Below are 25,868 nucleotides of genomic sequence, written 5' to 3'. Positions count from 1 at the left end.
GGGGACGGGGGCGCGCGGGTGGCCGGGCTCAGCGGCCCAGCTTGCGGCGGCGTTCGGCGTTGAGCCGTTCGACGAAGTCGTTGGCCAGGATGGTATTGCCGGCCTCGCGGGCGACATCGGCGGCATTCTTGCCGGCGGCGTTGCGGAAATAGCCGTCGGCCCCTTCGTCGAGCAGCAGCTTGACGGTGGAGGGATGGTTGTACTTCATCGCCATCATCAGCGGCGTGGTCTTGTCGGGCGCCTCGGCGTCGATGTAGGCGTAATGGTCGAGCAGCAGCCGGACGGCGTCGTCGTAGCCCTTGGTGGCGGCATAGTGCAGCGCGGTCCAGCCGGGCTGGTTGACCTCGGCGCCGCGGTCGATCAAGGCCCGCATGCGGTCGGTTTCCCCCTTGATCGCCAGGTACATCAGCGGCGTTTCGCCCACGGCGTTCTTCTGGTTCAGGTTGATGTGCGGGTCTTTCAGCAGCAGGTCGTACACGGCCCAGGAGTCGAACTTGATCGCCTCGATCAGCGGCGGGTTGGTGGCCGGCGTGGGGGTATTGACCGTGATGGCGCCGCGCGCGAGCAGCTTCTGAACCGTGGCGGGCCGGTCGTTCTGGACGGCGATCCAGAAGTCTTCCAGGTCGTCGGCATGGGCGTGGGTGGCGCAGCCCGACAAGGCCGCCAGCAGCACGGCGGCCGCAGCGCAGCGGGGAATCGCGTTCTTGATGAAATACTTTGCGATCATGCCGTAGTCCATTGAAATATAAGATCTTATTCTTGTTCTTAAGAGATGATTTAATGCTATTTCTAGGATTAAGTTATCTGGCTATTTCTTTGAAAAGATTGAAGAAATTGTTCGTAGACGCAGCACCGACCTCGGCCGGCGACATCCCCCTCAGATCGGCGATCTTCTCCGCCACGTGCACCACCTTCGACGGGTCGTTGAGCTTGCCGCGGAACGGCACCGGGGCCAGGTAGGGCGAATCGGTTTCGATCAATACGCGGTCGAGCGGGATGTCGCGCGCCACTTCCTGCAGCTCGCGCGCGCTCTTGAACGTGACGATGCCGGAAAACGAGATGTAGAAGTTCATCGCCATCGCCGCCTCGGCCACGTCGCGCGATTCGGTGAAGCAGTGCATCACGCCGCCCACCTCGGCGGCGCCCTCTTCTTCCATGATGCGCAGCGTATCGGCGGCGGCCGAGCGGGTATGGATGATCAGCGGCTTGCCGGTGGCCCGCGCGGCGCGGATGTGCCGCCGGAAGCGGTCGCGCTGCCATTCCAGGTCGCCGGTGAGCCGGTAGTAGTCGAGCCCGGTCTCGCCGATCGCGGCCACCTTGGGCGTGGCGGCCAGCGCGACCAGCTCGTCGACGGACGGATCGTCCACGTCTTCGTAGTCCGGATGGACGCCGACCGAGGCCCACAGGTTGGAATGCCGGCCGACGATCTCCATCAGCCGCGGCCAGTCGCCCAGGTTGACGCTGACGCACAGCGCGTGGGAAACGCCGTTGTCCTGCATTTTCGCGAGGATCTCGGGCAGTTGCGGGGCCAGCTCCGGAAAATCGAGGTGGCAGTGGGAATCGACGAACATGGTAAATCCTTGCTGGATCAGGCCGGCCGCGGCGCGGCGGCCGGCGCGCAGGCGGCGCAGACCCGGGCCAGCGCCTCCTGCGCGAACAGTTTGCCGTTCAGCGGGTGGTCGGCGATCGCCCGCTGGGTGCCGAGCCAGCGGGCCGCCTCGGCCACCCGGCGGCGCGCCGCGCGCTGCGCCACGCGCGCCAGCGGATCGGCCAGCGCCGCGAAATAGCGCGCCGGCAGACCGGCCTGCAGCAGCGCCAGGTCTACGCACAGGCGCTGGAGCTTGTCGATCCAGTCGGCCGGCTCGGCCTTGTCGAGCAGATCGACCAGCGCGCCGACGTCGGGGGCGCGCCCCGCGGCGGCCGCCTGGACCAGGGTATCGATCCATTCCGGCCGCGGCGGCAGGCCGCTCTGGGCCCGCCGCCAGGCGGCCACCGGCGCGCCGCCGGCCGCCGCCAGCTGCGCGTCGGCATCGGCCACGCCCTGGACTTGCAGCCAGGATCGTGCCTGGGCTGGGTCGGGCGCGCCCAGCGGCAGCCGGCGGCAGCGCGACACCAGCGTGGCCGGCAGGCGGTCGGGAGCATCGGCCACCAGCAGGAAGACCGTGTGCGGCGGCGGTTCTTCCAGCACCTTCAGCAGCGCGTTGGCCGATACCGTGTTGAGCGTTTCGGCCGGGTACAGCAGCACGACGCGCAGCCCGCCCCGGTGGGTGCCGGTGGTGATCCACGACTCCATCGCGCGGATCTGCTCGATCCGGATGTCGCGCGACGGCGCCTTGCGGCCGCGGGCGCCGGCGGGTTCCTCGGCCCCCTCTTCCGGCTGTTCTTCCTCGCCCTCGGCCAGCGCGACGGCTTCGGGCCGGATGCGGCGGAAATCGGGGTGGTTGCCCGCGGCGTACCAGATGCACGCCGGGCAGCGGCCGCAGGCCATGCCGTCGTGCGGCGCCTCGCACAGCAGCGCGGCGGCGGCGGCGCGCGCGAAATCGACCTTGCCGATGCCGGCCAGGCCGTGGATCAGCCAGGCGTGGGCGAAGCGCGCGCGTTCTTCGGCGCCCAGCCAGCGCAGGGCCACGTCGCGCTGCCAGGGGTAGAAGCCGGGCAGCTTGACCACGCGGCCCCCTGGCTGCTGCGCGGCGGCATCGCGGGAGGCGGGCGCGCTCACAGGCGCGCTCCCCCGGCCAGCCCGGCCAGCTCTTCCCGCAGCCCGGCGCGGATCGCCTCGATGCTGCGGGTGGCGTCGACGACGCGGATGCGGTCCGGCGCCTGGGCGGCGCGCGCGTGGTAGGCGGCGCGGGTGCGTTCGAAGAAGGCCTGGCCCTCGCGCTCGAAGCGGTCGGGGTCGCGGCTGCGGCCCAGGCGCTCGCGCGCCACGGCCAGCGGCACGTCGAACAGCCAGGTGCGGTCGGGCTGCAACTGCGGATGCACCCATTGTTCCAGCGCGGCGATGCGCCCGGCCGGCAGGCCGCGTCCGCCGCCCTGGTAGGCGTAGGTGGCGTCGGTGAAACGGTCGCACACCACCCAGCGGCCGGCGGCCAGCGCCGGTTCGATGACGGTGTGCACGTGTTCGCAGCGGGCGGCGAACATCAGCAGGGTTTCGGTGTCGAGCCGCATCGGCTCGGCCAGCAGCAGCTCGCGCAGGCGCTCGGCCAGCGGCGTGCCGCCCGGCTCGCGCGTTTGCACCACTTCCAGGCCGAGCGCGCGCAGCTGCGCCACCAGCCAGTCGACGTGCGTGCTCTTGCCGGCGCCGTCGACGCCTTCGAGCGTGAGGAATTTGCCGCGGATGGGGGGATTCTGGGTCATTGCTGGGGAACGGGCGCGGCGGCCGGCACGGCGGGCTGCCCGCGCCCCAGCTGGTAGCGGGCCACGTAGCGGTTGTGGGCGTCGAGCGTTTGCGAGAACTCGCTGGTGCCGTCGCCGCGCGCGACGAAGTACAGGTATTTGTGGGGTTCGGGCCGCACCGCCGCCATCAGCGAGGCGCGGCCGGGGTTGGAGATCGGCGTGGGCGGCAGGCCGCGCCGGGTGTAGGTGTTCCACGGCGTGTCGGCCCGCAGGTCGCGCCGGCGCAGGTCGCCGTCGAACATTTCGCCCAGGCCGTAGATCACGCTCGGGTCGGTCTGCAGCGGCATGCCGGCTCGCAGGCGGTTGACGAACACGCCGGCGATGCGCTCGCGCTCGGTTTCGTGGCCGGTTTCCTTTTCGATCAGGGAGGCCAGTACCAGCGCCTCGTACGGGGTCTTCAGCGGCAGGTCGGGCGCGCGCTGCGCCCAGACCTCGGCCAGCTCGCGCTGCTGGGCCTGGTAGGCGCGGCGCAGGATGTCGATATCGCTGCTGCCGATCGAGAACAGGTAGGTGTCCGGGAAGAACAGGCCTTCCGGGTGGCTGCTGCTGGCGCCGATGGCGGCGGCCACGGCGGAGTCGTCCATGCCGTCCATGGTCTGGCGAATTTCCGGGTGGCGGCGCAGCTCGGCGCGGATCTGGCGGAAATTCCAGCCTTCGATGAAGGTGATCTCGCGCTGCGTGACGTCGCCGCGCGTGAGGCGGCTGATCAGCGTTTGCAGCGAATCGCCGCGCGCCATTTCGTAGCCGCCGGCCTTGACCAGGCGATCGGCGCCGGTCAGGCGGGTGTAGGCCACCAGCGCGTCGACATGGACGGGGATTCCGGCCTGGCGCAGCTGGCGCGCGATGGTGCGCATGCCGGTGCCCGGGTCGATGATGAAATCGACCTTGTCGGCCTGCAGGTCGAGCGGCATGCGCAGCCACAGCAGGCATGCGGCCGTGCCTGCCAGGGCGAGCAGGAACAGGCCCAGCAGCAGGGACGCGAGCGCGCGTTTGAGGGAGAACTGTCGTTTCGGCATGAGCTGCCTATAATACTTCGATCCCTTGTCACGATCCGCCGCGTATGACCGATTCGTCCGCATTTTCCGCTGCCGCCGCTCCCTCGTCCCGCGCCCAGGCGGCGCCGCTCGGGCATCTGGCGGTGCTGCAGGCGCAGGGGGCCGACGCCGTCGAATTCCTGCACGGCCAATTGACGCAGGACGTCAAGTCGCTCGACGCCTCGCATGCCCGGCTGGCCGGCTATTGCACCGCCAAGGGCCGGCTGCTGGCCACCGCTGTCGTCTGGCGCCAGCCGGCCGAAGAGCCCGCCATCCGCGCGCTGGTCGATGCCGGCGTTGCGCCGGCCTGGCAGAAGCGGCTGTCGATGTTCGTGCTGCGCGCCAAGGTCCGCATCGCGCCGCTGCCGCTGCAGGCCTTCGGCGTGAGCGCCGGGCCGGCCGCGCTGGCGGCGCTGGCCACCGGCGCCGGCGCCGAGCTGCCGCGCGCGGCCTGGGCCCGCGCCGAGCTGCCCTCCGGCACCTGGATCGGCGCCCCGGCCGCCGGCGCCGCGTTGCGCTGGTGGTGGCTGGCCGAAGCCGGCCGCGAAGGCGCGCTTGCCGGCGCGGCCGACCCCGCCCCGGCCGAAGCCTGGCGCGCCGCCGACATTGCCGCCGGCCTGCCCTGGATCACGGCCGCCACCCAGGATCTGTTCATCCCGCAAACGCTCAACCTGGATCTGGCCGGTGGCGTCAGCTTCACCAAGGGCTGCTATCCCGGCCAGGAAGTGGTCGCGCGCAGCCATTACCTGGGCAAGCTCAAGCGCCGCAGCTTCGCCGGGCTGGTGCGCGCCGGCGTTGCCGACCCGTCCGCGCTGCCGCCGGCCGACATCTTCCACGATGGCGATGCCCAGCCCTGCGGCCGCGTGGTCAATGCCGCTGACACCGCCAGCGGCACGGCGCTGCTGTTCGAATGCACGCTGGCGGCCGCGCATGCCGGCGGCCTGCGCCTGGGCGCGCCCGACGGCCTGGCCATCGAGCTGCAAGCCCTGCCCTACGCGCTGGGCGAAGACGCCGCCTGAAGCCGCCCATGCCCCGCTCCGAAAGCCTGTACGTCTACTACAAACTGGCCGCGGCCGACCGCGACCGGGCGCTGGCGCCGGCGCGGCGCGTGCTCGATGCCGGACGCCCCTGGTGCCGCCAGGCCAGCCTGCTGGCGCGGCCCGAGCTCCGCGACGGCATCGCCACCTGGATGGAAGTCTACGATGGCGTGTCCGACCTGCCCCGGCTCGAAGCCGAGCTGAACGCCGCGGTAGCCGCCGCCGGCCTCGCCCCCTTCCTGTCCGGCCCGCGCCGCGCAGAACTGTTCCATTCATTGGAATGAGCCCATCCCCTACGCGCTTCGCGCGCTCCAGGGCAGCCCACCCTGCGCGCTTACGCGCGCCCCCCAAGGGGCGGCACTGGGGGACCGGCAAAGCCGGATCCGCTGTGGCCTGATGGCTGCAGCGGATGTCATGGATTGACTTGAAGAGGCATTCGTCGTCATGTGTCTGATCGCGCTGTCGTGGGATCCGGCCGGCCCGCGCCGCCTGCTGGTGCTGGCCAATCGCGACGAGTTCTACGCGCGTCCGACGCGCCCGGCCGACTGGTGGGACGATCATCCCGATGTCTGGGGCGGGCGCGATCTGTCGGCCGGCGGCACCTGGCTGGGCATTACCCGCGGCGGCCGCTTCGCCGCGATCACCAACTACCGCGAGCCCGGCCGCCACGATCCGCGGGCGCAATCGCGCGGCCATCTGGTGCTGGACTTCCTCGCCGGCGATATGCCGGCCGCCGGCTACCTCCAGGAACTGGGCGCGCGCGCCGGCCGCTTCAACGGCTTCAACCTGCTGGTAGGCGAGATGGCCGGGCCCTCGGCGGTGCTGGGCTATCTGTCGCATCGCGCCGGCCAGGCGGCGCATGAGCCGGCCATGCTGCCGGCGGGCCTGTACGGCCTGTCCAACGCCGTGCTCGACACGCCCTGGCCCAAGGTGCTGCGCACCATCGCCGGCCTGTCGGCGATCGATGGCGACGCCGACGCGCTGTCCGCCTGTTTCGAGCTGCTCAGCGATCGCCGCATCGCCGCCGACGCCGAACTGCCCAGCACCGGCGTATCGCTGGAACGCGAGCGGATGTTGTCCGCGCCGTTCATCGTCAGCCCCGACTACGGCACCCGCGCGCAGACCGTGCTGCGCATCACCCGCGACGGCATCGTGGATGCGCTGGAACGCAGCTACGACGACGCCGCCCAGGCCGGCAGCCTGCGGCCGGCGGCCGAGCGTCAGGTGCGCTTCGCGCTGGCGAATACGGCCAGCAGGTAATCGATCGTGTCGCGGTGCGCCTCGCGCGCCGCGCGCAGCGCCCCGCCCATGTGATAGAAGCCGTGCACCACGCCGGCATAGACCCGCGTGCGCACCTCGACCCCGGCCTGCGCCAGCCGCCGGCCATAGGCCACGCCTTCGCAGAACAGCGGATCGCACTCGGCCAGCTGCAGCAGCGCAGGCGCCAGGCCGGCGCAATCCGGCGCCAGCAGCGGCGCGAAGCGCCAGTCGAGCCGGTCGGCGTCGTCCCGCAGGTAGTGGCCGAAAAACCATTCGATGGTGCGCGCGTCCAGCAGATAGCCTTGCGCATAGGCCCGGTGCGAGGCGGTGTCGGGCCAGGCGCCGGTGCCGGGATACAGCAGCACCTGCGCGGCCAGCGGCAGGCCGTCGTCGCGCGCCCGCAGCGCCGCCTGCGCCGTGAGCGTGCCGCCCGCGCTGTCGCCGATGCCGGCGATGCGCAGCCGGTCGACTCCCAGTTCCCGATGGGCATCGAAGGCCCACCGCCAGGCGGCATAGACGTCTTCGGCCGCGGTGGGGAAGCGGTGCTCGGGCGCCAGCCGGTAGCCCAGCGACAGCACCTTGCAGGCCGCGCCGCTGGCCAGCCGGCGGCAGACGGCGTCGCTCGTTCCGATGCTGCCGATGGTGAAGCCGCCGCCGTGCGCGAAGATCAGCAGCGGCGCCGGGTCGGCCGCGCCGTGGCTGGTGTAGAGCCGGGCGGGAATGCGGCCGCCGGGCACCGGGATCGAGAGGTCGGCCACCGCGGCGACCGGCGCCGGCGCGATGTCGAGCACCGGCGAGGCCTTCTCGTGGAAGGCGCGGGCTTCGTCCACCGTGTATTGCCAGAAAGGCGGCCGGCCGGCGCGCCGGATCCGGCGCAGCAGGTCTTCCACCTGCGGGTCGAGCGGCCGCGGGTGCGGCCCGGCGGCCTCGCCTGCCGGCGGCGCGCCGCCGCCCTCGCCGCCCCGGGCCGGCGCGGCCGGACGGCCGCCGTCAGCCATCGCCCCCGGGCGTGGGCCGACGCCTGATGTATTTGAACGTGCCCGAGCCGCTGGCCACCAGTTCGCCCTGGTCGTCGCGCACCTGGGCTTCGCAGAAGGCCAGCGTGCTGGAACGGTAATAGCATTTGCCGTGCACCGTCAGCAGCGTGCCGGTGCCGGGACGCAGGAAAGAGGTTTTCATTTCCACCGTGGCGGCGCTCAGGCCGTCGGGATGGGCCGAGCGCGCGGCGCTCGACATCGCCACGTCGAGCAACGTCATCGCCACGCCGCCGTGGCTGACCTTCCAGCTGTTCAGGTGCTGCTTGCCCAGCGGCAGCCGCAGTTCCGTCTGGCCGCCTTCGACGCGGACGAAGCGGCCGCCCATCCATTCCAGGAACGGTACCCGGAAGGCGCCGGGCACGAGCGGCGGCGCGTCGTCGTCGCCCGGCCCGCCGTCCTGCAACTGCGCGTTTTCGCCGGCGCTCATTGCCCGGCTCCCGGCAGCTCGTAATCCATGCACTGGCGCTCGCTGCGGATCGAGGCCATGAACGGCAGCGCGGCCTGGTGGACCGGATGCTGCTGGTAGGCCTCGAGCGCGGCGCGGTCCCGGAACAGCGAATTCAGCACCAGATCGTACGTGGTTTCGAAGCCCGGGGCGGCGGCGCCCAGCTCGAACTCGACGATGCCCGGCACGCAGCCGCGGCAGGCCGTGAGCAGTTCCACCGCCCGCCGGACGTTGGCGCGGTGCTCATCCGCCGGCGCGGATTTGAATTTCCACATGACGATGTGACGAAGCATGAGGCGAAGAATCCCTTGTTGCGAGGCGGCCGTTCAGGCCGACGGGTTGCTGCGGACGCCGAGGATGGCGGCCAGCACCAGCCCCCCGACGACGGTGATGTGTTCCATCACCACGTACATTTCCATGGTGGCCTGCGGCTGCGGCATGGCCCAGAACGGATGGGCAAGCGGGATGGTCAGCACGGTGAACACCGCCAGCGCGCCGGCGCCGAGCCAGGCCTGGCGGTTGACGATGACCAGCAGCGAACCGCCCAGTTGCACGATGATGGTGGCCAGATTGAAGATCCAGGCCGGCTCAAGCCCGAAATGGGCCATTTCGCCCACCCCTTCCTGGAAGTCGATCAGCTTGGCCAGCCCGCTGGACCAGAACATGAAGGTGAGCAGGATGCGGCCGAGTACCAGCAGGGCCTGCGATTGGAGCAGGCTGCGTATGGGTTGAGGTGTCATTGCGATGACCTGGGACGGAACACGAGACCGCCGGATGCGCGGGCGTGCTTCCCTCCCCCCTTGCTCCGGACCCCATGGGACCACCAGGGGCCCCGTGGCGCAAGCATGATACTGGAATCGGCCGCCGCCCGACACCGCTAGAAAAGCAGCCGGCCGATCCACCACCCCAGCGCGGCCACGGCGGCCGAGGCGGGAATGGTCAGGATCCACGCCCACACGATGTTTCCGGCCAGGCCCCAGCGCACGGCGTTGAACTTGCGGCTCGAACCCACGCCCACGATGGCGCCGGTGATCGTATGCGTGGTCGACACCGGGATGCCCAGCATCGCCGCCAGGAACAGCGTGAGCGCGCCGCCGGTCTCGGCGCAGAAGCCGCCCACCGGCTTGAGCTTGGTGATGCGCTGGCCCATGGTCTTGACGATGCGCCAGCCGCCGAACATCGTGCCCAGCGCGATCGCCACGTAGCAGCAGATCACCACCCAGGCCGGCACCGCGTCGGCCGCGCCCGGCACGCGGGCGGCGATCAGCAGCAGCCAGATGATGCCGATGGTCTTCTGCGCGTCGTTGCCGCCGTGGCCCAGGCTGTACAGCCCGGCCGACACGAGCTGCAGCCGGCGGAACCATTTGTCCACCTTCAAGGGCCGCGTGCGCGAGAACAGCCACGACACCAGCACCATCAGCAGCCCGCCCAGCACGAAGCCCAGCAGCGGCGACAGCACGATGAAGGCGACGATGTAGAGGATCTCGGACATGCCCAGCACCGAGGGGCCCGAGCTGGCCAGCCCGGCGCCCACGATGCCGCCGATCAGCGCGTGCGACGACGACGACGGGATGCCGAACTTCCAGGTGATCAGGTTCCAGGCGATGGCGCCCACCAGCGCGCCGAAGATCACGTAGTGGTCGACCGCGACCGGGTCGATGATGCCCTTGCCGATGGTCGCCGCCACCTTCAGGTGGAACACGAACAGCGCGAGCAGGTTGAAGAAGGCGGCGAAGGCCACCGCGTGGTGGGGCTTGAGGACGCCGGTCGATACCACGGTCGCGATCGAATTGGCCGCGTCGTGGAAGCCGTTCATGAAATCGAAGAGCAGCGCCAGCGCCACCAGCAGCGCCAGCACGTAGAAGCTGATGTGCAGGGAATCCATGGGCGGCCGGCTATGCGTTTTCCAGCACGATGCCTTCGATCAGATTGGCAACGTCTTCGCAGCGGTCGGTGATCTCTTCGAGCAGTTCGTAGATGGCCTTCATCTTGATCAGCTGCCGCGTGTCGGCCTCGTCGCGGAACAGGCGGCCCATGCCGCGCCGCATGACGCGGTCGGCGTCCGATTCGAGCCGGTCGATCTCCTGGCAGATCTTGAGGATGCTGCCGGTGTCGGTCAGGTCGTGCATCAGGCTCACCACCATGTGCAGGCGGTCGCAGCACTGCACGCCGATGTCGGCCAGCGCACAGGCGTCCGGCGTGACGGCGCGGATGTCGTACAGGCTGATGCACTGGGCCGCGTCTTCCATCAGGTCGAGCACGTCGTCCATGGTGGAGATCAACTGGTGGATCTGGTCGCGGTCGAGCGGCGTGATGAAGGTCTTGTGCAGCAGGTCGACGGTGTCGTGAGTGATCTTGTCGGCCTTCTTTTCCAGCGTCTCGATATTGGCGACGCGCGTGTCCGCCTCTTTCAGATTCGACATCAGCGCCGCCAGTTCACGGCTTCCCTGGCGCGAGAGGTCGGCGTGCGCGACGAACATATCGAAAAAACGGCCCTCTTTGGGCAGCAGGCGGGCGAACATGCGTCCTCACATTTACGCCATGTGACAAACACGTGACGTTTCTTAAAAACGGACGCAGTGTAGCAGAGCGGGGAATGTCCCCCCGCGCGCTTAGGCGCATCCCCAGGGGGCGACGCGGGCGGACCGGCGGAGCCGGATCCGCCGCATCCTGGGTGGGAGTGTCTTGCAGGCCGCGGATGCGTTCGACTCAACCGCCCTAATACTCGCTATCGACATGGCCGCCGCCGGAGAAGTTCGCGAACTTGGTGAAGGCGCCCTGGAAGGTCAGGCGCACGGTGCCGATGGGGCCGTTACGCTGTTTCCCGATGATGATCTCGGCCGTGCCCTTGTCCGGCGTATCGGGGTTGTAGACCTCGTCGCGGTAGATGAACAGGATCACGTCGGCATCCTGCTCGATGGCGCCCGATTCGCGCAGGTCGCTCATCACGGGCCGCTTGTTGGGCCGCTGTTCCAGGCTGCGGTTGAGCTGCGAAAGCGCGATCAGCGGGCAGTTCAGCTCTTTGGCCAAGCCCTTCAGCGAACGGCTGATTTCCGAGATTTCGGTGGCGCGGTTCTCGCCCGTCGAATTGCCCGACATCAGCTGCAGATAGTCGACGATGATCAGCCCCAGCTGCCCGCACTGGCGCGCCAGGCGCCGCGCACGCGCCCGCAGCTCCATCGGCGTGAGCGCCGGCGTTTCGTCGATATACAGCTGGGTGTCCTGCATCCGCTGGATCGCGTGCGTCAGGTTGGGCCAGTCGTCGTCCAGCAGCCGCCCGGTGCGCAGCCGGTGCTGGTCCAGCCGCCCCACCGAACCCAGGATACGCATCGCCAGCTGGGCGGCGCCCATTTCCATCGAGAACACCGCCACCGGCAGGCCCTCTTCCACCGCGACGTGCTCGCCGATGTTGACTGAAAAGGCCGTCTTGCCCATAGAGGGCCGTCCGGCCACGATGATCAGGTCGCCGCCCTGCATGCCGGAGGTCATGCGATCGAGGTCGGTGAAGCCGGTGGGCACGCCGGTCACGTCGGAGGTGCTGTTGCGGTGGTAGAGCTCGTCGATGCGCTCGACCACCTGGGCCAGCAGCGGCTGCAGTTCCTGGAAGCCGGCCGAGCCGCGCGACCCTTCTTCGGCGATCTGGAAGATCTTGCCTTCGGCTTCGTCCAGCAGCTGGCGCGGATCCTTGCCTTGCGGGTTGAAGGCGGCCGAGGAGATGTCGTCGGCCACCGTGACCAGCTTGCGCAGCACGGCGCGGTCGCGGACGATCTCGGCGTAGCGGCGGATGTTGGCGGCCGAGGGCGTGTTCTGCGCCAGCGAGTTCAGGTAGGCCAGGCCGCCCGCCTCTTCGTTCTTGCCGGCCGTCTGCAGCGACTCGTACACCGTGATCACGTCGGCCGGGCGCGACAGCCCCACCAGTCGGGAAATGTGATGCCAGATCAGACGGTGGTCGTAGCGGTAGAAGTCCTCTTCCTTGAGGATGTCGGCGATGCGGTCCCAGGCCGCGTTGTCCAGCAGCAGCCCGCCCAGCACCGATTGCTCCGCTTCGACGGAATGGGGCGGCACGCGCAGGGATTCGAGCTGGGGATCGGGGGCGTTCATCGGGTGCTTTCGGACGGATCGGCTGGCGCAGACAGTGTAGCCGCCATGAAGGTATCAAAAAACAAACCCCGCACTCCAGGACGAAATGCGGGGTTTTGCTGCCGCGGGCGGCGGGTGCCGCTGCCCGCAGGCACCGGCGCAGGCCAAACCGGTCAGGCGACTTCGGCCACGACCACCACGGTGATGTTGGCCACCACGTCGGTGTGCAGCGCAACCTCGATCGGGAATTCGCCGATGGTCTTCAGCGGGCCGTTGGGCAGGCGCACCATGCTCTTTTCGACCGAATCGAAACCCGCCGCCTTCAGCGCATTGGCGATGTCGAAGTTGGTGACCGAGCCGAACAGGCGGCCGTCGACGCCGGCTTTTTCGGTCAGCCGCACCGACTGGCCTTCCAGGCGCGCGGCCACGGCCTGCGACGCGGCCAGGCGGTCGGCCTGGACTTTTTCGAGCTCGGCGCGGCGCGCCTCGAATTCCTGCAGCGCGGCCTGCGTGGCGCGCTTGGCCTTGCGCTGCGGGATCAGGAAGTTGCGGGCATAGCCGTTGCGGACCTTGACCACGTCGCCCAGGTTGCCCAGGTTGACGACTTTCTCGAGCAGAATGATTTGCATGTCGGGCTCCCGGCAATCAGTTGTGGTTGTCGGTGTAGGCCAGCAGCGCGAGGAAACGCGCGCGCTTGATGGCAGTGTCGAGCTGGCGCTGGTAGTGCGCCTTGGTGCCGGTCAGGCGGGCCGGGATGATCTTGCCGTTTTCCTGGATGAAGTCGCGCAGCACGTCGACATCCTTGTAGTCGATCTGTTCGACGCCGGCGGCCGTGAAGCGGCAGAACTTGCGACGCTTGAACAGCGGGTTCTGCTGACCGAACTTCTTCTTTTCCTTGCGCTTGCCGAATGTGGCCATGGTGTACCTCTTTTCAATCCGTTTCGTTGTCCGGGGCTGCCGGGCCGGCCGGCCGGGGATCGTCGCGATCCGCCTGGGCGCTGGCCTGCTGGATGTGCAGCCGCAGTCTGGTGGAGCCCTTGCGGCTCGGCGCCAGGAATCCCTCGAACCGCATCCGCCTGCCGAGCGCCGTGCGCTCGAGCGTGCGGGCCAGTTCGCCTACCGCCACCGCGGCCAGGGCCATTTCGACCCGGCGCAGCTTGCCGGCCTCGACCACTTCCGATTCATGCGCCAGCACCAGTTCCAGGACCGGGACGCCGGCGGGCGTGAATCGGAGCGGCCTGCATTCGACCGCCTGGGCGGTCAGCCGGACCTGGTTCAACGCGCCAGCCGGACGGGGCCGGCGACAAGCGCCAGGCGGGCGGCGCGTGAATCAGGCATGGCGGCAGGGATTCCGCTGGGGCGCCGGATCAGGACTCCGCCTGGGCCGGTTCGCTGGAAACCTTGCGGGCCTCTTCGCGCTCGACGATCTTCATCATCGGCGACGGCGTGGTCTCGGCCTTCTTCATCTTCACGACGAGATGGCGCAGCACGGCGTCGTTGTAGCGGAAGGCGTGCTCCAGCTCATCCAGCGTGGCCTGGCCGCACTCGATGTTCATGCACACGTAGTGGGCCTTGACGAGCTTCTGGATCGGATAGGCCAGCTGGCGGCGGCCCCAGTCTTCCAGGCGGTGGATGGTGCCGTTCTGGCCGGTGATGAGCGACTTGTAGCGCTCGACCATGGCAGGCACCTGCTCGCTCTGGTCCGGATGGACGATGAAAACGATTTCGTAGTGACGCATATGCTCCTGTTCCCTGTGGATCGCCCGGAACGTATCCGGACACGAGTCCGCTCCTGCATCTGGAGTCGGACAAGGTTGGGTGTGGCCTGCCTGCAAAATGCAGGAAGCCTTATATTGTCGCCGCTGGCGCTGCATCTGGCAAGCTGCGGGCAGGTTCGCGTGGCGCGAGGCCGACGGCCTAGAAGCGCTCGAACGCCTCCCGCAGGCGTTCTCCGCGCCAGCCGGCGCCCAGCGCCAGCATGGCCAGCACCCGCGCCTTGAACGGCGACAGGCGGCCGGCGGCGACGAAGCCGTGGGCCGCGTCGTCGGCGCGCGGCATCACATAGCCGCCCACGCGGGCCGCGCGGATCACGGCGATGCCTTTGGCCGCAGCGGCGGCCAGCGCCGGCTCGATCGCGGCCGGCACCGAGCCGTTGCCGGTGCCCGCCCAGACGATGCCGGCCGCGCCCGACGCTACTGCGGCCTGCACCCACATCGGCGACACGCCCGGGTAGGACGGCAGGATGTCGACCGGCCGCAGGGGCGAATCGGCCCGGAACGGCGTGGCCATGGTGTGGGCGCGTTCGGTGCGGGCGAGCCAGACCACGCGGTCGTCCTGCACCAGCCCGAGCGGGCCGGCGGGCTGCGAAACGAAGCTGTCGGGCCGCAGCGTATCGGCCTTGGCGGCCTCGCCCGCGCCGTGCACCAGATGGTTGAGCGCCACCAGCACGCCGCGGCCGCCGGCATCGGCGCGGGCCGCCACGCGCACCGCGTTGAGCAGGTTGAGCGGGCCGTCGGCCGACAAGGACGTGGCGGGCCGCATCGCGCCTACGAACACCACCGGCTTGTCCGATTTCAGCACCAGTTGCAGGTAATAGGCGCTTTCTTCCAGCGTGTCGGTGCCGTGGGTGACCACCACGCCGTCGACCTCCGGGTCGTCCGCCGCGGCCTGCACGCGGCCGGCCAGGTGCTGCCAGAAAGTGGGCGTGGCGTTCTTGCTGTCGATGGCGGCGGCCGTTTCGGTATCGATCCGGGCCACCTGGGCCAGCGCCGGCACCGCGGCCCGCAGCGCGTCGGGCCCGAGCGCCGCGGCGCGGTAGGCGCTGGCGAGATCGGCGGAGTCGGCCACGCCGGCGATCGTGCCGCCGGTGGCGATGAGGCGCAGGCGTGGGAGCGTCATGCCGGCATGATACCGCCGGCCCGGGCCGCTTCGAAGTTTTGCTTGCGCGCCGGCCGGATACTGTATAAAAATACAGGAACTGGATAAACATACAGAGCCGCCATGTCCAAGCTCACCCAGCGCCAGCAGGAAATTCTCGACCTCATCCGCAGCGCCATCGCCCGTACCGGCTTTCCGCCCACCCGGGCCGAAATCGCGTCACAGCTCGGTTTCCGGTCGCCCAACGCGGCCGAGGAACACCTGAAGGCGCTGGCCCGCAAGGGCGTCATCCAGCTGACGGCAGGCACTTCCCGCGGCATCCGCCTCGTGGCCGACGCCGCCCCGACGCCGCAGCAGCTCATGCTGCCGCATCCGGCGCTGGCGCAGCTGATGCTGCCGCTGGTCGGGCGGGTGGCGGCCGGTAGCCCCATCCTGGCCACCGAGCACATCGACCAGCAGATCGGCGTCGACGAAGCCCTGTTCGCGCAGCGGCCCGATTACCTGCTGCGAGTGCGCGGCACCAGCATGCGCGACGCCGGCATCCTCGAAGGCGACCTGCTGGCGGTCAAGCGCAGCACCCAGGCGCGCGATGGCCAGATCGTCGTTGCGCGCCTGGGCGACGACGTCACCGTCAAGCGGCTGCGCTACACGCGCGAAGGCCTGCAGCTGCTGCCTGAAAACCCCGATTTCCAGCCCATCGACGTCCACCGCGACCGCGAAGATTTCGCGCTCGAAGGCATCGCCGTGGGCCTGATCCGCGCCGGCATGCTGCAGTAGGCAGCTGCCTGAGGCCGTTGCACCGGGTAGCCGCAGTCGCTGCAGTCGCATCCGGCAGCCCGCCCAGGCCGTCGCACCGAACCCTGACAGGAGAATCCCATGACCGTCTCGCAGCCCGGCATGCCCACCGGTTTTTCCGTGCTCGACCAGGCACTGGCCCAGCGCGGCTGGCCCATCGCCGGCCTGGCCGACGTGCGCCTGCCCGCCATCGGCATCGGCGAACTGCGCCTGCTGGCGCCCGCCCTGCGCCGCCTGGCCCAGGCCGGCCGCACGGTGGCGCTGCTGGTGCCGCCGTCGTTCAGCTACGCGCCGCAGCTGATCCAGCAAGGCATCGACCTGAAACACGTCCGCGCCATCCGCCACGAACGGCCGCTGGAAGGCCTCGACGGCCTGGAGCCCCTGCTGCGCAGCGCCTGCTTCGGCGCCATCGTGGCCTGGCTGCCGGCCGGCGCCACCGCGTCGCGCGACGAGCTGCGACGCCTGCAGCTGGCCGCCCGCCTGTGCCATTGCCCCGCCATCCTGTTCCGCGGCCCCGAGGCCGGCCCGGCCGACATCGATCCGGCGCCCTTGTCGATCGCGCAGGTGCAACTGCAGGTCGAAGCGCCCCGCAACGATACGATTCGCGTCCGGCCGCTGGGCGTGCAGTACAACGCCACGCGCGGCAATGCGCCGGAGCCGTTCACGCTGTCGCTGCCGCCGGTGGCGGTGCGCCGGCGCCAGCCGGCCGGGGCCGGCCAGGATGGCGGCATTTCCGGGGGCTCCGCCCGTGTTTCGGCCGGTTCGCCCGCTAGCGAAGCCGCCGCTACCGGCACCTCGTTCGGCGCCGCGCTGGGCAACTCGGTCAGCTCGCTGATCGCGGCCATCTCCCCTCGCCGGCCCGACGCGCCGCGCGGCTCGTGGCCCTTCCGCCAGCGCCGCAGAACGCCCGACACCCCCGCCCTGCCTTTGCCGGTGCGTGGCGGCATGGCGCGGCCCTGCTGAATACGCCCGCCGCCCCTGCCCAGCGGCGGCCCGTTGCCACGGCCCCGCCGTCCGGCTACCCTAGCCCGGATGAAGCCATCCGACTTTCCTCCTGATTCTTCGCTGCCCACCGGCGCCCGCCTGGTCGAGGCAACGCGGCATACGGGCGGCGGCAACACCGCCGAAGCCGTCGCGATCGCGGAGGAAGTCCCCATCGCCCTGGTCTTCAACGGCATTTCGCACGCCGTCATGATGGCCACGCCGGCCGACCTGGAACACTTCGCGCTCGGCTTCGCGCTGTCCGAAGGCATCATCGACGATGCGGCCGCCTGCCGCGACATGCAGCTCGTCTCCCGCGGCGATGCCGGCACCGAAGTGCAGATGGAGATCGGCTCGCGCGAGTTCGCCCGCCTCAAGGAACGGCGCCGGAGCCTGGCCGGCCGTACCGGCTGCGGCCTGTGCGGCGTGGACAGCCTCGTGGCGCTGGAGCTCGATGCCGGCACGGTGCGGCGGCCCGATTGGTCGCGCCGGCTCGGCTTCGATGCCATCACGGCGGGCATGGCAGCGATGTCGTCGCGGCAGGCGCTGAACGCCCGCACCGGCGGTGTCCACGCGGCGGCATGGCTGCTGCCCGACGGCAGCGCGGTGCACGTGGCCGAAGACGTCGGCCGGCACAACGCGCTCGACAAGTTGCTCGGCTGGCTGGCGCTGCAGCGCCGCGCCGGCGATGCGCCCGAAGGCTTCGCGGCGGTCTCCAGCCGCGCAAGCTTCGAACTGGTCCGCAAATGCGCGCGGCTCGACGTGCCGGCGCTGGCGGCGATCTCGGCACCAACCGCGCTGGCGGTGCAACTGGCCCGCCAATCCGGCATGGCGCTGCTGGCCTTCTGCCGCCCGGCCGGCATGACGCTGTTCGCAGCGTAGGCGTCGCACACCCCCGCGCGCCCCATCCGGGGCACGGAAAACCTGGCCGCCCGCCAGCACCCTCCTCCGCATGCCGTCCCTCCCACCAGGATGCGGCAGATCCGGCTCCGCCGGCCCGCCCGCATCGCTCCCTAGAGGGGGTGCGGCCGCAGGCCGCGCGGGGGTGGGCTCATCCTCTTTGCCGGACGGTTTCGTACAAGCACACGGCCGAGGCCACGCTTACGTTCAGGCTCTCGATCGAACCCCTCATCGGGATCCGGGCCAGTTCGTCGCAGGTTTCGCGCGTCAGGCGCCGCATGCCTTCGCCTTCGGCGCCCATTACCCACGCGATGGGGCGGGTGGCGTCGATCTGGTGGATCGTGCGTTCGGCCTCGTCGTCGGTGCCGACCACCCATACGCCGCGCTCCTTCAGCGCCCGCAGCGTGCGCGCCAGATTGGTCACGGTCAGGTAGGGCACGGTATCGGCGGCGCCGCAGGCCACGCGGGCCACGGTGGCGTTCAGGCCGACGGCGCGGTCGCGCGGCGCGATGACGGCCTGCACGCCGGCGCCGTCGGCCGTGCGCAGGCAGGCGCCCAGGTTGTGCGGATCGGTCACGCCGTCCAGCACCAGCAGGAAGGCAGGCGCCTGCGCGTCGTCCAGCACTTCGTCCACGTCCATCGCCAGGGCCAGCGATTCGGCCAGCGCGACCACCCCCTGGTGCCGCTGGCCGCGCGCCAGGCCTTCCAGCCGGTCGGCAGCCACCGGATGCACAGGCCGGCCGGCGGCCTGGGCCTGTTCCAGCAGCGCCAGCATGCGCCGGTCGCGGCGCGCCGCTTCCACGTAGATGTCCTTGACCGACGCCGGTGCGTGGCGCAGGCGCGCCGATACCGCGTGGAAGCCGACCAGTACCTGGCTCGATGCCATAGATTCGATTCCTGGAGGGGCCCCCCCTACGCGCTTACGCGCGCCCCCCGAGGGGGCGGCACTGGCGGACCGGCGGAACCGGATCCGCTATGCCCTGGATGGGGGTGCCCTGGATGATGGGTAGTGCCCTGGATGGGCGGTGTAGGCGCTATTAGATCAGATACGGCCAGACCAGATGCGGCCGCGCCGCCCCTGCCCGGCCGGAACGGCCGCGGGCCGGCGCGGGGCTAGTGCCGCTTGCGGCTGCTGCGCTTGCCGGCGCTGGCCCGTTTGCCGGCGGCGCTTTCGGCCGCGCCCTTGCGCGCCGCCCGGCGCGCGGCGGCGGCAGGCGGCTTGGGGCCGGCTGCCTTGCGGGCCGGGCGCTCCGGCGCGGCTTCCTCGCGCTTGAGCGCCTTGCGGATGCCTTCGTAGCTGATGCCCTTGACCAGCTTGAAATCGATCCGGCGCGCTTCCAGGTCGACCCGGGCCACCTGGACCTGGACCTTGTCGGTCAGGCGGTAGCGCATGCCGGTGCGTTCGCCGCGCAGCTCGTGCAGCGAATCGTTGAACTGGAAATACTCGGCGCCGAGTTCGGACACGTGCACCAGCCCTTCCACGTACAGGTCGTCCAGCGTCACGAACACGCCGAACGGCGCCACGCCGGTCACGGTGCCGCTGAACACGTCGCCCACCCGCTCGCGCACGAACCAGCACTTGAGCCAGGCCTCGACATCGCGCGAGGCTTCGTCGGCGCGGCGTTCGTTGCTGGAACAGAACAGGCCCAGCTTTTCCCAGACGGCGTGCTCGAGCTCCTTCGGGCTGCCGCCGGCCACCACCGCGTCGCCCGGCCCCTGCGGCACGTAGCGGCCGCCGCGCAGCAGCGCCTTGATGACCCGGTGCGTGAGCAGGTCGGGATAGCGGCGGATCGGCGAGGTGAAATGCGCGTAGGCCGGATAGGCCAGCCCGAAGTGGCCGACGTTGTCGGGGCTGTACATGGCCTGCTGCATCGAGCGCAGGCACATCGTCTGCAGCAGCTGGGCGTCGGGCCGGTTGCGCGCGCTCTCGAGCAGCGCGGCGTAGTCGGCCGCGGTGGGCTTGTCGCCGCCGCCCAGGGACAGCCCCAGGGTCTTCAGGAACTGGCGCAGCGCGTCCAGCTTCTCGGGCGTGGGGCCTTCGTGGATCCGGAACAGGCCGGGATGCTTGCTGCGCTCCATGAAGTCGGCGGCGCAGGTGTTGGCCGCCAGCATGCATTCCTCGATCAGCTTGTGCGCGTCGTTGCGCACATAGGGCGCGATGCTTTCGATGCGGCCGAGTTCGTTGCAGACGATCTTGGTCTCGACCGTATCGAAATCGATGGCGCCCCGCTTGACCCGCTGCTGCGCCAGGAGCTTGAACAGCTCGTACAGGTTGAACAGCTGCGGCAGCACCTTGGCGTGCTTGCGGCCGGCCGGGCCTTGCGGCTGCTGCAAGGCGGCCCAGACCTCGGTATAGGTGGTGCGGGCGTGCGAATGCATCACCGCGTCGTAGAACTGGTAGGCCTGCACCGTGCCGGCCTTGGCGCCGGAGGCCGGGATCACCATGTCGCACACCAGCACCAGGCGGTCCACCTGCGGATTGAGCGAGCACAGGCCGTTGGACAGCTTTTCCGGCAGCATCGGGATGACCTTGCGCGGAAAGTACACGCTGGTGCTGCGCTCCAGCGCGTCGTTGTCGAGCCCGTCGCCCGGCGTCACGTAGTGCGCCACGTCGGCGATCGCCACGATCAGCCGCCAGCCAGGGCGCTTGCGCGTGCCGGTGCCGAGCTCGACCGGCTCGCAATAGACGGCGTCGTCGAAATCGCGGGCGTCTTCGCCGTCGATGGTCAAGAGCGGCACGTCGCGCAGGTCGAACCTGCCTTGCAGGTCGGCCTTGCGGACCTCGGACGGCAGCTTCTCGGCGCGCGCCAGCGCGGCTTCGGAAAACTCGTGCGGCACGTCGAACTTGCGCACCGCGATCTCGATCTCCATGCCGGGATCGTCGATTTCGCCCAGCACCTCGACCACGCGGCCCAGCGGCTGGGTGTGGCGGGTGGGCTGCTCGATGATCTCGACCGTGACCACCTGCCCGTGCTGCGCCTGGCCGGTTTCGCCGGGCGGGACCAGGATGTCGTGCTTGATGCGCTGGTCTTCCGGCACCACCAGGAACAGGCCGCGCTCGTTCAGGAAGCGCCCCACCAGGCGGTTGGTGCGGCGCTCCAGCACCTCGACGATGGCGCCCTCGGGCCGGCCGCGGTAGTCGTTGCCCGTCAGCTTGACCAGCACCCGGTCGCCGTGCAGCACCTTGAGCATTTCCTTGGGCGACAGGAAAACGTCGGGCAGCCCGTCGTCGCGGATCAGGAAGCCGAAGCCGTCGCGGTGGCCCTGGATGCGGCCGGGGATGAAATCGAGCTTGGTGGCCAGCAGCAGCACGCCCTTGCGGTTGGGCAGCAGCTGGCCGTCGCGTTCCATCGCCGACAGGCGCCGCTCGAAACCGACGCTGTCGGGGGCGACCCCCATCCGCTCGGCCAGCTCGGCCGGAGAGATCGGGGCGTTGGCTTCGCGCAGCGCGGCCAGTATCTGCTCGCGGCTGGGAACGCCCGGATCGAAATCGGTGGGCACGTTGGGAGAATTATTGTGTGAGCGATTTGTCAAAGCTAAAAAATCTCTATATAATCTTGGTCTTCGGTTGACGCACTTTACTTTCCAGCGCAACGCAGCGCTGAAGGCAAAAGCGGCATCCAAGCCCAGATGGCGGAATTGGTAGACGCACTAGTTTCAGGTACTAGCGCTTAACGGCGTGGAGGTTCGAGTCCTCTTCTGGGCACCAATATCACCCGCAAGGTCAAAAGGCCTTGCGGGTTTTTTGCGTGCGCTTCCTGTTTCCGCATCGGGACAGTTCCTTGCGATTGATGACTCCTCATCAAGCATACACTGCCCTTTGCGCTGTAGGTTTTTCAATCTCGCCTGCCTTTGCGTACCCATGCTTCCAACTGATACGGCCGGATGCTGTCGTAGTCTTCGAACGGCTGGTGGATCCACGGGTTGGTGGGAAGTTTCTCCACGTAATAGTCGGGCGTCACCGTGGAATGGCCCTTGAACCACAGCACCGCGCTGCGCATTTCGGTGATCTCGCTGAATTGCTCCAGCAGGTGCCGGTAGACACGGTCGAAGGTGACGCCGGTGTCGACCATGTCGTCCACCAGCAGCACCTTGCCCGACAGCGTGCCGCGAGTGATCGTGATGAACTGCGCGATGTCGAGCCGGCCCTGCTGGGTGCCGGCCGCCTCGCGGTAGCTGCTGGTGGCCAGGATGCCCAACGGCACGTCGAAAATGCGCGACAGCACGTCGCCCACCCGCATGCCGCCGCGGGCCAGGCAGAGGATCTGGTCGAACTGCCAGCCCGACTGGTGCACGATGAGCGCCAGTCGTTCGATCTGGTGGTGGTACTGGTTCCAGTCGAGCCAGAGGTCGGTGTCGCTGTTCTGGTGCATGGTCGTCGTCCTGTCCGGTGGCGGTCGCCTGCCCTGCCCTCGCGGCCGCCCGGCTTCGCGCGGGCGGCCGCGCGGCGTCAGGCCTTGAAGGGATGGCGCAGCACGATGGTTTCGCTGCGGTCGGGGCCGGTCGATACCAGGTCGATCGGCACGCCGCACACTTCGGCCACGCGCTCCAGGTAGCGGCGGGCGTTGACCGGCAACTGGTCGTACTGGGTCAGGCCCACCGTCGATTCCGACCAGCCCGGCATTTCTTCCAGCACCGGCTCGCTATCCTGCACCGCGGCCGCGCCGTAGGGCAGCACGTCGCGGAATTCGCCGCCCACGCGGTAGCCCACGCCCAGCTTGATCGTTTCCAGGCCGTCGAGCACGTCCAGCTTGGTGATGCACAGTCCGGAGATGCCGTTCAGGCGGATCGAGCGCTTCAGCGCCGCGCCGTCGAACCAGCCGCAGCGGCGCGGCCGGCCGGTGACCGAGCCGAATTCCTTGCCCACCGTGGCCAGCCGCTGGCCGATTTCGTCTTCCAGTTCCGTGGGGAACGGGCCGGAGCCGACGCGGGTGGCGTAGGCCTTGGTGATGCCGAGCACGTATTCCAGCTGCTGCGGCCCGACGCCGGCCCCGGCCGAGGCGGCCCCGGCCACGCAGTTGCTGCTGGTGACGTAGGGATAGGTGCCGTGATCGACGTCGAGCAGCGCGCCCTGCGCGCCTTCGAACAGCAGGTGCTGCCCGCCGGCCGAGGCCTCGAACAGCAGCGTGGCGACGTCGGCCACCATGGGCGCGATGCGCGGCGCCAGCGACATCGCCTGGTCGCGCACCTCGGCGGCGTCGACCGCCTGCGCGCCCAGGTAGCGGGTCAGCACGAAGTTGTGATAGTCGAGCAGCTCGGCCAGCTTGGCGTCGAAGGCGGCCGGGTCGAACAGGTCCTGTACCCGGATCGCGCGGCGCGCCACCTTGTCTTCGTAGGCCGGCCCGATGCCGCGGCCGGTGGTGCCGATCTTGCCGGCGCCCTTGCGCGCCTCGCGCGCCTGGTCGAGTGCGACATGGTAGGGCAGGATCAGCGGGCAGGCTTCCGAGATCTTCAGGCGCCCGCGCACCTCGAGGCCGGCCGCCTCCAGTTCGTCGATCTCCTGCATCAGCGCGACCGGCGACAGCACCACGCCGTTGCCGATGTAGCAGGTCATGCCGGGATGCATGATGCCCGAAGGGATCAGCCGCAGAATGGTTTTCTTGCCGTCGATCCACAGCGTATGGCCGGCATTGTGGCCGCCCTGGAAGCGCACCACGCCCTGGGCCGATTCCGACAGCCAGTCGACGATCTTGCCTTTGCCCTCGTCACCCCACTGGGTGCCGATCACCACGACGTTCTTAGCCATTTCGTTTTCTCTGAATATGCCCCGCGCGGGCTTCAATGGGGGGACGACGGCGCCGCCGGCGCCAGCAGCACGACCTGCCAGGCGCCGTCGCGCAGCACCAGTTCGCGGTCGCAGACGTATTCCTGTTCGTCGGGTTCGTGCCCCGGCAGGCTCTGCACCACGATCTGGCCAGCGGCGCGCAGCGCGTCGACCGCCTTGGCCAGTTCGGGGTCGGTACCCCAGGGGGCACGGACGGCCGAACTGGCCACGGCCGGCGGCAGCAATCCGGCCAGCTCGCGCAGATCGAGGCTGAAGCCGGTGGCCGGGCGGGCGCGGCCGAAATCGCGGCCGACGTCGTCGTAGCGGCCGCCGCGTACCACCGCGTTCGGCCAGGCATCGCAGTAGATCGCGAAAACGATGCCGGTATGGTAGTGAAAGCTGCGCACGTCGGCGAGGTCGATGCCGACCTCGACGTCGAGCGCGCGCGCCAGCGAGGCCAGCGTGTCGAGCGCGGCGGCGATCTGCGGCAGCGCCGGCAGCAAGCCGCGGGCGCGTTCGATCACGTCGGCGTCGCCATACAGGCCGGGCAGCGCCTGCAATGCTGCCGCGGTGTCGGCGCGCAGCGCCGGCGCCAGCGCGGCCAGGCCGGGCGTGTCTTTGTCGCGCAGCAGGCCGAAGATCTCGTCGGCGCGGGCGGCCGCCGCCGGATCGGCCTCCAGCAGCGCGCGCACCACGCCCAGGTGGCTGAGGTCGATGCGGTAATCCGCCACGCCGGCCCGGGCCACGCTTTCCAGCGCCAGCCGCATGACTTCGACGTCGGCCTCGGGGCCGGCGTGGCCGTAGATTTCGGCGCCGATCTGCAGCGGCTCGCGGGTGGCCCAAAGGCCGCGCGGACGGGTGTGCAGCACGCTGCCGTAATAGCACAGGCGAGTCACGCCGGCGCGATTGAGCAGGTGTGCGTCGATCCGCATGACCTGCGGCGTCATGTCGGCGCGGATGCCCAGCGAGCGCCCGGAAAGCTGGTCGACCAGCTTGAAGGTGTGCAGGTCGAGGTCGCCGCCGCTGCCCGACAGCAGCGAGTCGAGATACTCCACCAGCGGGGGCATCACCAGCTCATAGCCGTAGGTCCGGTACAGGTCCAGCAGCAGCCGGCGCAGTTCTTCGATGCGCCGGGCCTCGGCCGGCAGGATGTCTGCCAGGCTTTCGGGCAACAGCCATTTGCCCATGCGTTTTCTCGTTCTTAGCTCGTAAAAACAACGGACGAAAAAAAAGCGGCTGCGGGTATGCACTTCGTGCAAGCCCATCAACCGCTTCTTCCAAGCTTGGATCGCGCAATACGGACGCGAGTCTTGGCTTACACGCTATTGTGCGCTCAACCCCCTCAAAAATCAAGCCAGAGGGGCAAAAACCACGTCAGCGCGCCGGCGCCGGCGTGGCCGATTTCATGAACTGGAGGAATTCCGAACTCGGGTCCACCACCATCAGGTCGTTCTTGTTGGCGAAGGAGGCGCGGTAGGCTTCCAGGCTCTTGTAGAAGCGGTAGAAGTCGCGGTCCTGGCCGAAGGCCTGGGCGTAGATGGCCGAGGCCTTGGCATCGCCCTCGCCCATGATCTCTTGCGCCTTGCGGTAGGCCTCGGCCAGCACCACCTCGCGCTGGCGGTCGGCGTCGGCGCGGATCTTCTCGCCTTCGGCGGCGCCGATCGAACGTTGTTCGTTCGCCACCCGCTTGCGCTCGGCTTCCATGCGCCGGTAAACCGATTCGGAGATTTCCGGCACGAAATCGATCCGCTTCAGGCGCACGTCGATGATTTCCACGCCCAGCAGCTTGGCCGCCGCCGCGGTGTTGGCGCGGATCTCCTGCATGATCCTGTTGCGTTCGCGCGACGTGACGTCGTTGACGGTGCGCCGGTTGATCGAGGCGTTCATCGCGTCGCGGATCAGCGCCGACAGGCGTTCCTGGGCGGCGCGCTCGTTGCCGCCGAAGGTGACGTAGTAGGTGCGCGGATTGGAGATGCGCCACTTCACGAACGAGTCGATCAGCAGGTTTTTCTTCTCGGAAGTCTGCACGCGCTCGGCTTCGGCGTCGTCGATCGTCAGGATGCGCTTGTCGAACATCTGCACGTTCTGGAACGGCGGCGGCAGCTTGAAGTACAGGCCGGGCTGGTCGATCACTTCCTTGATTTCGCCCAGCGCGAACACGACGGCGTAGTTGCGCTCGTTCACCACGAACATGCAGGACGACAAGGCGGCCAGCGCCACCAGTACGCCGATCACGGCAGGAATGAGGCGATCCATGGGAAT

The 25,868-nt window shown here is 69.4% G+C and carries 29 protein-coding genes and 1 tRNA gene; 7 read left to right on the top strand and 23 right to left on the bottom strand.

The features are described from left to right. Positions 1-28 precede the first annotated feature (28 nt). The 5 genes from ABD927_RS14795 to mltG form a co-directional block, all read right to left on the bottom strand. Positions 29-727 carry an ankyrin repeat domain-containing protein gene (locus tag ABD927_RS14795; protein ID WP_345250591.1) on the bottom strand — a complete coding sequence of 233 codons (699 nt, stop codon included), beginning with the start codon at positions 725-727 and terminating at the stop codon, positions 29-31. 73 nt (positions 728-800) lie between these two features. Then, positions 801-1,571, bottom strand: coding sequence for a TatD family hydrolase (locus tag ABD927_RS14790; protein WP_345250590.1), 771 nt, complete (start codon positions 1,569-1,571; stop codon positions 801-803). Between the two features lie 17 nt (positions 1,572-1,588). Further along, positions 1,589-2,668, bottom strand: coding sequence for a DNA polymerase III subunit delta' (gene holB, locus ABD927_RS14785; protein ID WP_345250604.1), 1,080 nt, complete (start codon positions 2,666-2,668; stop codon positions 1,589-1,591). A 47-nt stretch (positions 2,669-2,715) separates the two neighbouring features. Continuing rightward, the gene (tmk, locus tag ABD927_RS14780) at positions 2,716-3,357 is read right to left on the bottom strand and encodes a dTMP kinase (protein WP_345250589.1); all 642 of its coding nucleotides are present in this window, start codon (positions 3,355-3,357) and stop codon (positions 2,716-2,718) included. Continuing rightward, positions 3,354-4,412 carry an endolytic transglycosylase MltG gene (gene mltG, locus ABD927_RS14775; protein ID WP_345250588.1) on the bottom strand — a complete coding sequence of 353 codons (1,059 nt, stop codon included), beginning with the start codon at positions 4,410-4,412 and terminating at the stop codon, positions 3,354-3,356. Before mltG ends, tmk begins: the two co-directional genes overlap by 4 nt. Positions 4,413-4,456: 44 nt before the next feature. Here mltG and ygfZ point away from each other — a divergent pair, with 44 nt between their 5' ends. The 3 genes from ygfZ (at position 4,457) to ABD927_RS14760 (ending at position 6,727) form a co-directional block, all read left to right on the top strand. Further along, a complete protein-coding gene (ygfZ, locus tag ABD927_RS14770) occupies positions 4,457-5,449 on the top strand; it encodes a CAF17-like 4Fe-4S cluster assembly/insertion protein YgfZ (RefSeq protein WP_345250587.1) in 993 nt (330 codons plus the stop codon). Between the two features lie 8 nt (positions 5,450-5,457). Further along, complete coding sequence (locus ABD927_RS14765) at positions 5,458-5,751, top strand: DUF4936 family protein (protein ID WP_345250586.1); 294 nt, start codon at positions 5,458-5,460, stop codon at positions 5,749-5,751. A gap of 160 nt (positions 5,752-5,911) precedes the next feature. Further along, positions 5,912-6,727 carry an NRDE family protein gene (locus tag ABD927_RS14760; RefSeq protein WP_345250585.1) on the top strand — a complete coding sequence of 272 codons (816 nt, stop codon included), beginning with the start codon at positions 5,912-5,914 and terminating at the stop codon, positions 6,725-6,727. On the opposite strand, the gene ABD927_RS14755 is transcribed toward ABD927_RS14760, so the two are convergent. From ABD927_RS14755 to ABD927_RS14700, 12 genes are all read right to left on the bottom strand, one after another. Continuing rightward, entirely contained in the window at positions 6,688-7,725 is a 1,038-nt protein-coding gene (locus tag ABD927_RS14755) for an alpha/beta hydrolase (protein WP_345250584.1), read from the bottom strand. The genes ABD927_RS14760 and ABD927_RS14755 overlap by 40 nt on opposite strands. Next, complete coding sequence (locus tag ABD927_RS14750; RefSeq protein ID WP_345250583.1) at positions 7,718-8,191, bottom strand: PaaI family thioesterase; 474 nt, start codon at positions 8,189-8,191, stop codon at positions 7,718-7,720. The genes ABD927_RS14755 and ABD927_RS14750 overlap by 8 nt, the downstream gene beginning before the upstream one ends. Then, entirely contained in the window at positions 8,188-8,502 is a 315-nt protein-coding gene (locus tag ABD927_RS14745) for a Dabb family protein (RefSeq protein WP_345250582.1), read from the bottom strand. Before ABD927_RS14745 ends, ABD927_RS14750 begins: the two co-directional genes overlap by 4 nt. Positions 8,503-8,535: 33 nt before the next feature. Continuing rightward, on the bottom strand, positions 8,536-8,949 hold the full coding sequence (locus ABD927_RS14740; protein ID WP_345250581.1) for a DoxX family protein: 414 nt from the start codon (positions 8,947-8,949) through the stop codon (positions 8,536-8,538). A gap of 137 nt (positions 8,950-9,086) precedes the next feature. Next, a complete protein-coding gene (locus ABD927_RS14735; protein ID WP_345250580.1) occupies positions 9,087-10,094 on the bottom strand; it encodes an inorganic phosphate transporter in 1,008 nt (335 codons plus the stop codon). Between the two features lie 10 nt (positions 10,095-10,104). After that, a complete protein-coding gene (locus ABD927_RS14730; RefSeq protein ID WP_345250579.1) occupies positions 10,105-10,731 on the bottom strand; it encodes a DUF47 domain-containing protein in 627 nt (208 codons plus the stop codon). Between the two features lie 196 nt (positions 10,732-10,927). Next, the gene (locus ABD927_RS14725; RefSeq protein WP_345250578.1) at positions 10,928-12,310 is read right to left on the bottom strand and encodes a replicative DNA helicase; all 1,383 of its coding nucleotides are present in this window, start codon (positions 12,308-12,310) and stop codon (positions 10,928-10,930) included. 152 nt (positions 12,311-12,462) lie between these two features. After that, complete coding sequence (rplI, locus tag ABD927_RS14720) at positions 12,463-12,918, bottom strand: 50S ribosomal protein L9 (RefSeq protein ID WP_345250577.1); 456 nt, start codon at positions 12,916-12,918, stop codon at positions 12,463-12,465. A 16-nt stretch (positions 12,919-12,934) separates the two neighbouring features. Continuing rightward, positions 12,935-13,207, bottom strand: a complete 273-nt coding sequence (gene rpsR, locus ABD927_RS14715) for a 30S ribosomal protein S18 (RefSeq protein WP_345250576.1) — start codon at positions 13,205-13,207, stop codon at positions 12,935-12,937. Between the two features lie 13 nt (positions 13,208-13,220). Then, on the bottom strand, positions 13,221-13,568 hold the full coding sequence (priB, locus tag ABD927_RS14710; protein ID WP_345250575.1) for a primosomal replication protein N: 348 nt from the start codon (positions 13,566-13,568) through the stop codon (positions 13,221-13,223). A gap of 88 nt (positions 13,569-13,656) precedes the next feature. Then, positions 13,657-14,028 (bottom strand): 30S ribosomal protein S6, encoded by a 372-nt coding sequence (rpsF, locus tag ABD927_RS14705; protein WP_345250574.1) that lies wholly within the window; start codon positions 14,026-14,028, stop codon positions 13,657-13,659. A 178-nt stretch (positions 14,029-14,206) separates the two neighbouring features. After that, complete coding sequence (locus tag ABD927_RS14700) at positions 14,207-15,187, bottom strand: asparaginase (RefSeq protein WP_345250573.1); 981 nt, start codon at positions 15,185-15,187, stop codon at positions 14,207-14,209. A 102-nt stretch (positions 15,188-15,289) separates the two neighbouring features. On the opposite strand from ABD927_RS14700, the gene lexA reads away from it, so the two are divergent. From lexA to fdhD, 3 genes are all read left to right on the top strand, one after another. Beyond that, entirely contained in the window at positions 15,290-15,943 is a 654-nt protein-coding gene (gene lexA / locus ABD927_RS14695; RefSeq protein WP_345250572.1) for a transcriptional repressor LexA, read from the top strand. 99 nt (positions 15,944-16,042) lie between these two features. Next, a complete protein-coding gene (locus ABD927_RS14690; protein ID WP_345250571.1) occupies positions 16,043-16,924 on the top strand; it encodes a hypothetical protein in 882 nt (293 codons plus the stop codon). A 69-nt stretch (positions 16,925-16,993) separates the two neighbouring features. Next, the gene (fdhD, locus tag ABD927_RS14685; protein WP_345250570.1) at positions 16,994-17,824 is read left to right on the top strand and encodes a formate dehydrogenase accessory sulfurtransferase FdhD; all 831 of its coding nucleotides are present in this window, start codon (positions 16,994-16,996) and stop codon (positions 17,822-17,824) included. A 169-nt stretch (positions 17,825-17,993) separates the two neighbouring features. On the opposite strand, the gene rlmB is transcribed toward fdhD, so the two are convergent. Both rlmB and rnr read right to left on the bottom strand, forming a co-directional pair. Beyond that, on the bottom strand, positions 17,994-18,728 hold the full coding sequence (gene rlmB / locus ABD927_RS14680) for a 23S rRNA (guanosine(2251)-2'-O)-methyltransferase RlmB (protein ID WP_345250569.1): 735 nt from the start codon (positions 18,726-18,728) through the stop codon (positions 17,994-17,996). Between the two features lie 227 nt (positions 18,729-18,955). After that, on the bottom strand, positions 18,956-21,343 hold the full coding sequence (gene rnr / locus ABD927_RS14675) for a ribonuclease R (protein WP_345250568.1): 2,388 nt from the start codon (positions 21,341-21,343) through the stop codon (positions 18,956-18,958). 123 nt (positions 21,344-21,466) lie between these two features. Between rnr and ABD927_RS14670 the strand changes: the two genes are divergently transcribed. Next, positions 21,467-21,551: transfer RNA gene (locus ABD927_RS14670), tRNA-Leu, on the top strand. Positions 21,552-21,678: 127 nt separating this feature from the next. Here ABD927_RS14670 and ABD927_RS14665 read toward each other — a convergent pair. From ABD927_RS14665 to hflC, 4 genes are all read right to left on the bottom strand, one after another. Continuing rightward, on the bottom strand, positions 21,679-22,215 hold the full coding sequence (locus ABD927_RS14665) for a phosphoribosyltransferase (RefSeq protein ID WP_345250567.1): 537 nt from the start codon (positions 22,213-22,215) through the stop codon (positions 21,679-21,681). A 77-nt stretch (positions 22,216-22,292) separates the two neighbouring features. After that, positions 22,293-23,588 carry an adenylosuccinate synthase gene (locus ABD927_RS14660; RefSeq protein ID WP_345250566.1) on the bottom strand — a complete coding sequence of 432 codons (1,296 nt, stop codon included), beginning with the start codon at positions 23,586-23,588 and terminating at the stop codon, positions 22,293-22,295. 32 nt (positions 23,589-23,620) lie between these two features. Continuing rightward, entirely contained in the window at positions 23,621-24,793 is a 1,173-nt protein-coding gene (locus tag ABD927_RS14655) for an ATP phosphoribosyltransferase regulatory subunit (protein ID WP_345250565.1), read from the bottom strand. Between the two features lie 187 nt (positions 24,794-24,980). Then, positions 24,981-25,862: a protease modulator HflC gene (hflC, locus tag ABD927_RS14650; protein ID WP_345250564.1), complete on the bottom strand. Its 882-nt coding sequence runs from the start codon at positions 25,860-25,862 to the stop codon at positions 24,981-24,983. Positions 25,863-25,868 lie beyond the last annotated feature (6 nt).

The organism is Pigmentiphaga soli (genome assembly GCF_039541095.1).
Taxonomy (GTDB): domain Bacteria; phylum Pseudomonadota; class Gammaproteobacteria; order Burkholderiales; family Burkholderiaceae_B; genus Pigmentiphaga; species Pigmentiphaga soli.
The sequence above is the reverse complement of the archived record's forward strand: the minus strand, read 5'-3'. Positions and strand labels throughout refer to the sequence as shown.

Excerpts from the sequence above, each read along its gene's own strand:
- ABD927_RS14690 (WP_345250571.1), top strand. The coding sequence starts at position 16,043 with ATGACCGTCTCGCAGCCCGGCATGCCCACCGGTTTTTCCGTGCTCGAC.
- ABD927_RS14760 (WP_345250585.1), top strand. The coding sequence starts at position 5,912 with ATGTGTCTGATCGCGCTGTCGTGGGATCCGGCCGGCCCGCGCCGCCTG.
- ABD927_RS14765 (WP_345250586.1), top strand. The coding sequence starts at position 5,458 with ATGCCCCGCTCCGAAAGCCTGTACGTCTACTACAAACTGGCCGCGGCC.
- ABD927_RS14755 (WP_345250584.1), bottom strand. The coding sequence starts at position 7,725 with ATGGCTGACGGCGGCCGTCCGGCCGCGCCGGCCCGGGGCGGCGAGGGC.
- hflC (WP_345250564.1), bottom strand. The coding sequence starts at position 25,862 with ATGGATCGCCTCATTCCTGCCGTGATCGGCGTACTGGTGGCGCTGGCC.
- ABD927_RS14745 (WP_345250582.1), bottom strand. The coding sequence starts at position 8,502 with ATGCTTCGTCACATCGTCATGTGGAAATTCAAATCCGCGCCGGCGGAT.
- mltG (WP_345250588.1), bottom strand. The coding sequence starts at position 4,412 with ATGCCGAAACGACAGTTCTCCCTCAAACGCGCGCTCGCGTCCCTGCTG.
- ABD927_RS14725 (WP_345250578.1), bottom strand. The coding sequence starts at position 12,310 with ATGAACGCCCCCGATCCCCAGCTCGAATCCCTGCGCGTGCCGCCCCAT.
- ABD927_RS14730 (WP_345250579.1), bottom strand. The coding sequence starts at position 10,731 with ATGTTCGCCCGCCTGCTGCCCAAAGAGGGCCGTTTTTTCGATATGTTC.
- rlmB (WP_345250569.1), bottom strand. The coding sequence starts at position 18,728 with ATGGCATCGAGCCAGGTACTGGTCGGCTTCCACGCGGTATCGGCGCGC.
- ABD927_RS14790 (WP_345250590.1), bottom strand. The coding sequence starts at position 1,571 with ATGTTCGTCGATTCCCACTGCCACCTCGATTTTCCGGAGCTGGCCCCG.
- rplI (WP_345250577.1), bottom strand. The coding sequence starts at position 12,918 with ATGCAAATCATTCTGCTCGAGAAAGTCGTCAACCTGGGCAACCTGGGC.
- tmk (WP_345250589.1), bottom strand. The coding sequence starts at position 3,357 with ATGACCCAGAATCCCCCCATCCGCGGCAAATTCCTCACGCTCGAAGGC.
- ABD927_RS14735 (WP_345250580.1), bottom strand. The coding sequence starts at position 10,094 with ATGGATTCCCTGCACATCAGCTTCTACGTGCTGGCGCTGCTGGTGGCG.
- fdhD (WP_345250570.1), top strand. The coding sequence starts at position 16,994 with ATGAAGCCATCCGACTTTCCTCCTGATTCTTCGCTGCCCACCGGCGCC.
- lexA (WP_345250572.1), top strand. The coding sequence starts at position 15,290 with ATGTCCAAGCTCACCCAGCGCCAGCAGGAAATTCTCGACCTCATCCGC.
- rpsF (WP_345250574.1), bottom strand. The coding sequence starts at position 14,028 with ATGCGTCACTACGAAATCGTTTTCATCGTCCATCCGGACCAGAGCGAG.
- ABD927_RS14740 (WP_345250581.1), bottom strand. The coding sequence starts at position 8,949 with ATGACACCTCAACCCATACGCAGCCTGCTCCAATCGCAGGCCCTGCTG.
- ABD927_RS14700 (WP_345250573.1), bottom strand. The coding sequence starts at position 15,187 with ATGACGCTCCCACGCCTGCGCCTCATCGCCACCGGCGGCACGATCGCC.
- ygfZ (WP_345250587.1), top strand. The coding sequence starts at position 4,457 with ATGACCGATTCGTCCGCATTTTCCGCTGCCGCCGCTCCCTCGTCCCGC.
- ABD927_RS14655 (WP_345250565.1), bottom strand. The coding sequence starts at position 24,793 with ATGGGCAAATGGCTGTTGCCCGAAAGCCTGGCAGACATCCTGCCGGCC.
- ABD927_RS14750 (WP_345250583.1), bottom strand. The coding sequence starts at position 8,191 with ATGAGCGCCGGCGAAAACGCGCAGTTGCAGGACGGCGGGCCGGGCGAC.
- ABD927_RS14795 (WP_345250591.1), bottom strand. The coding sequence starts at position 727 with ATGATCGCAAAGTATTTCATCAAGAACGCGATTCCCCGCTGCGCTGCG.
- ABD927_RS14665 (WP_345250567.1), bottom strand. The coding sequence starts at position 22,215 with ATGCACCAGAACAGCGACACCGACCTCTGGCTCGACTGGAACCAGTAC.
- rpsR (WP_345250576.1), bottom strand. The coding sequence starts at position 13,207 with ATGGCCACATTCGGCAAGCGCAAGGAAAAGAAGAAGTTCGGTCAGCAG.
- ABD927_RS14660 (WP_345250566.1), bottom strand. The coding sequence starts at position 23,588 with ATGGCTAAGAACGTCGTGGTGATCGGCACCCAGTGGGGTGACGAGGGC.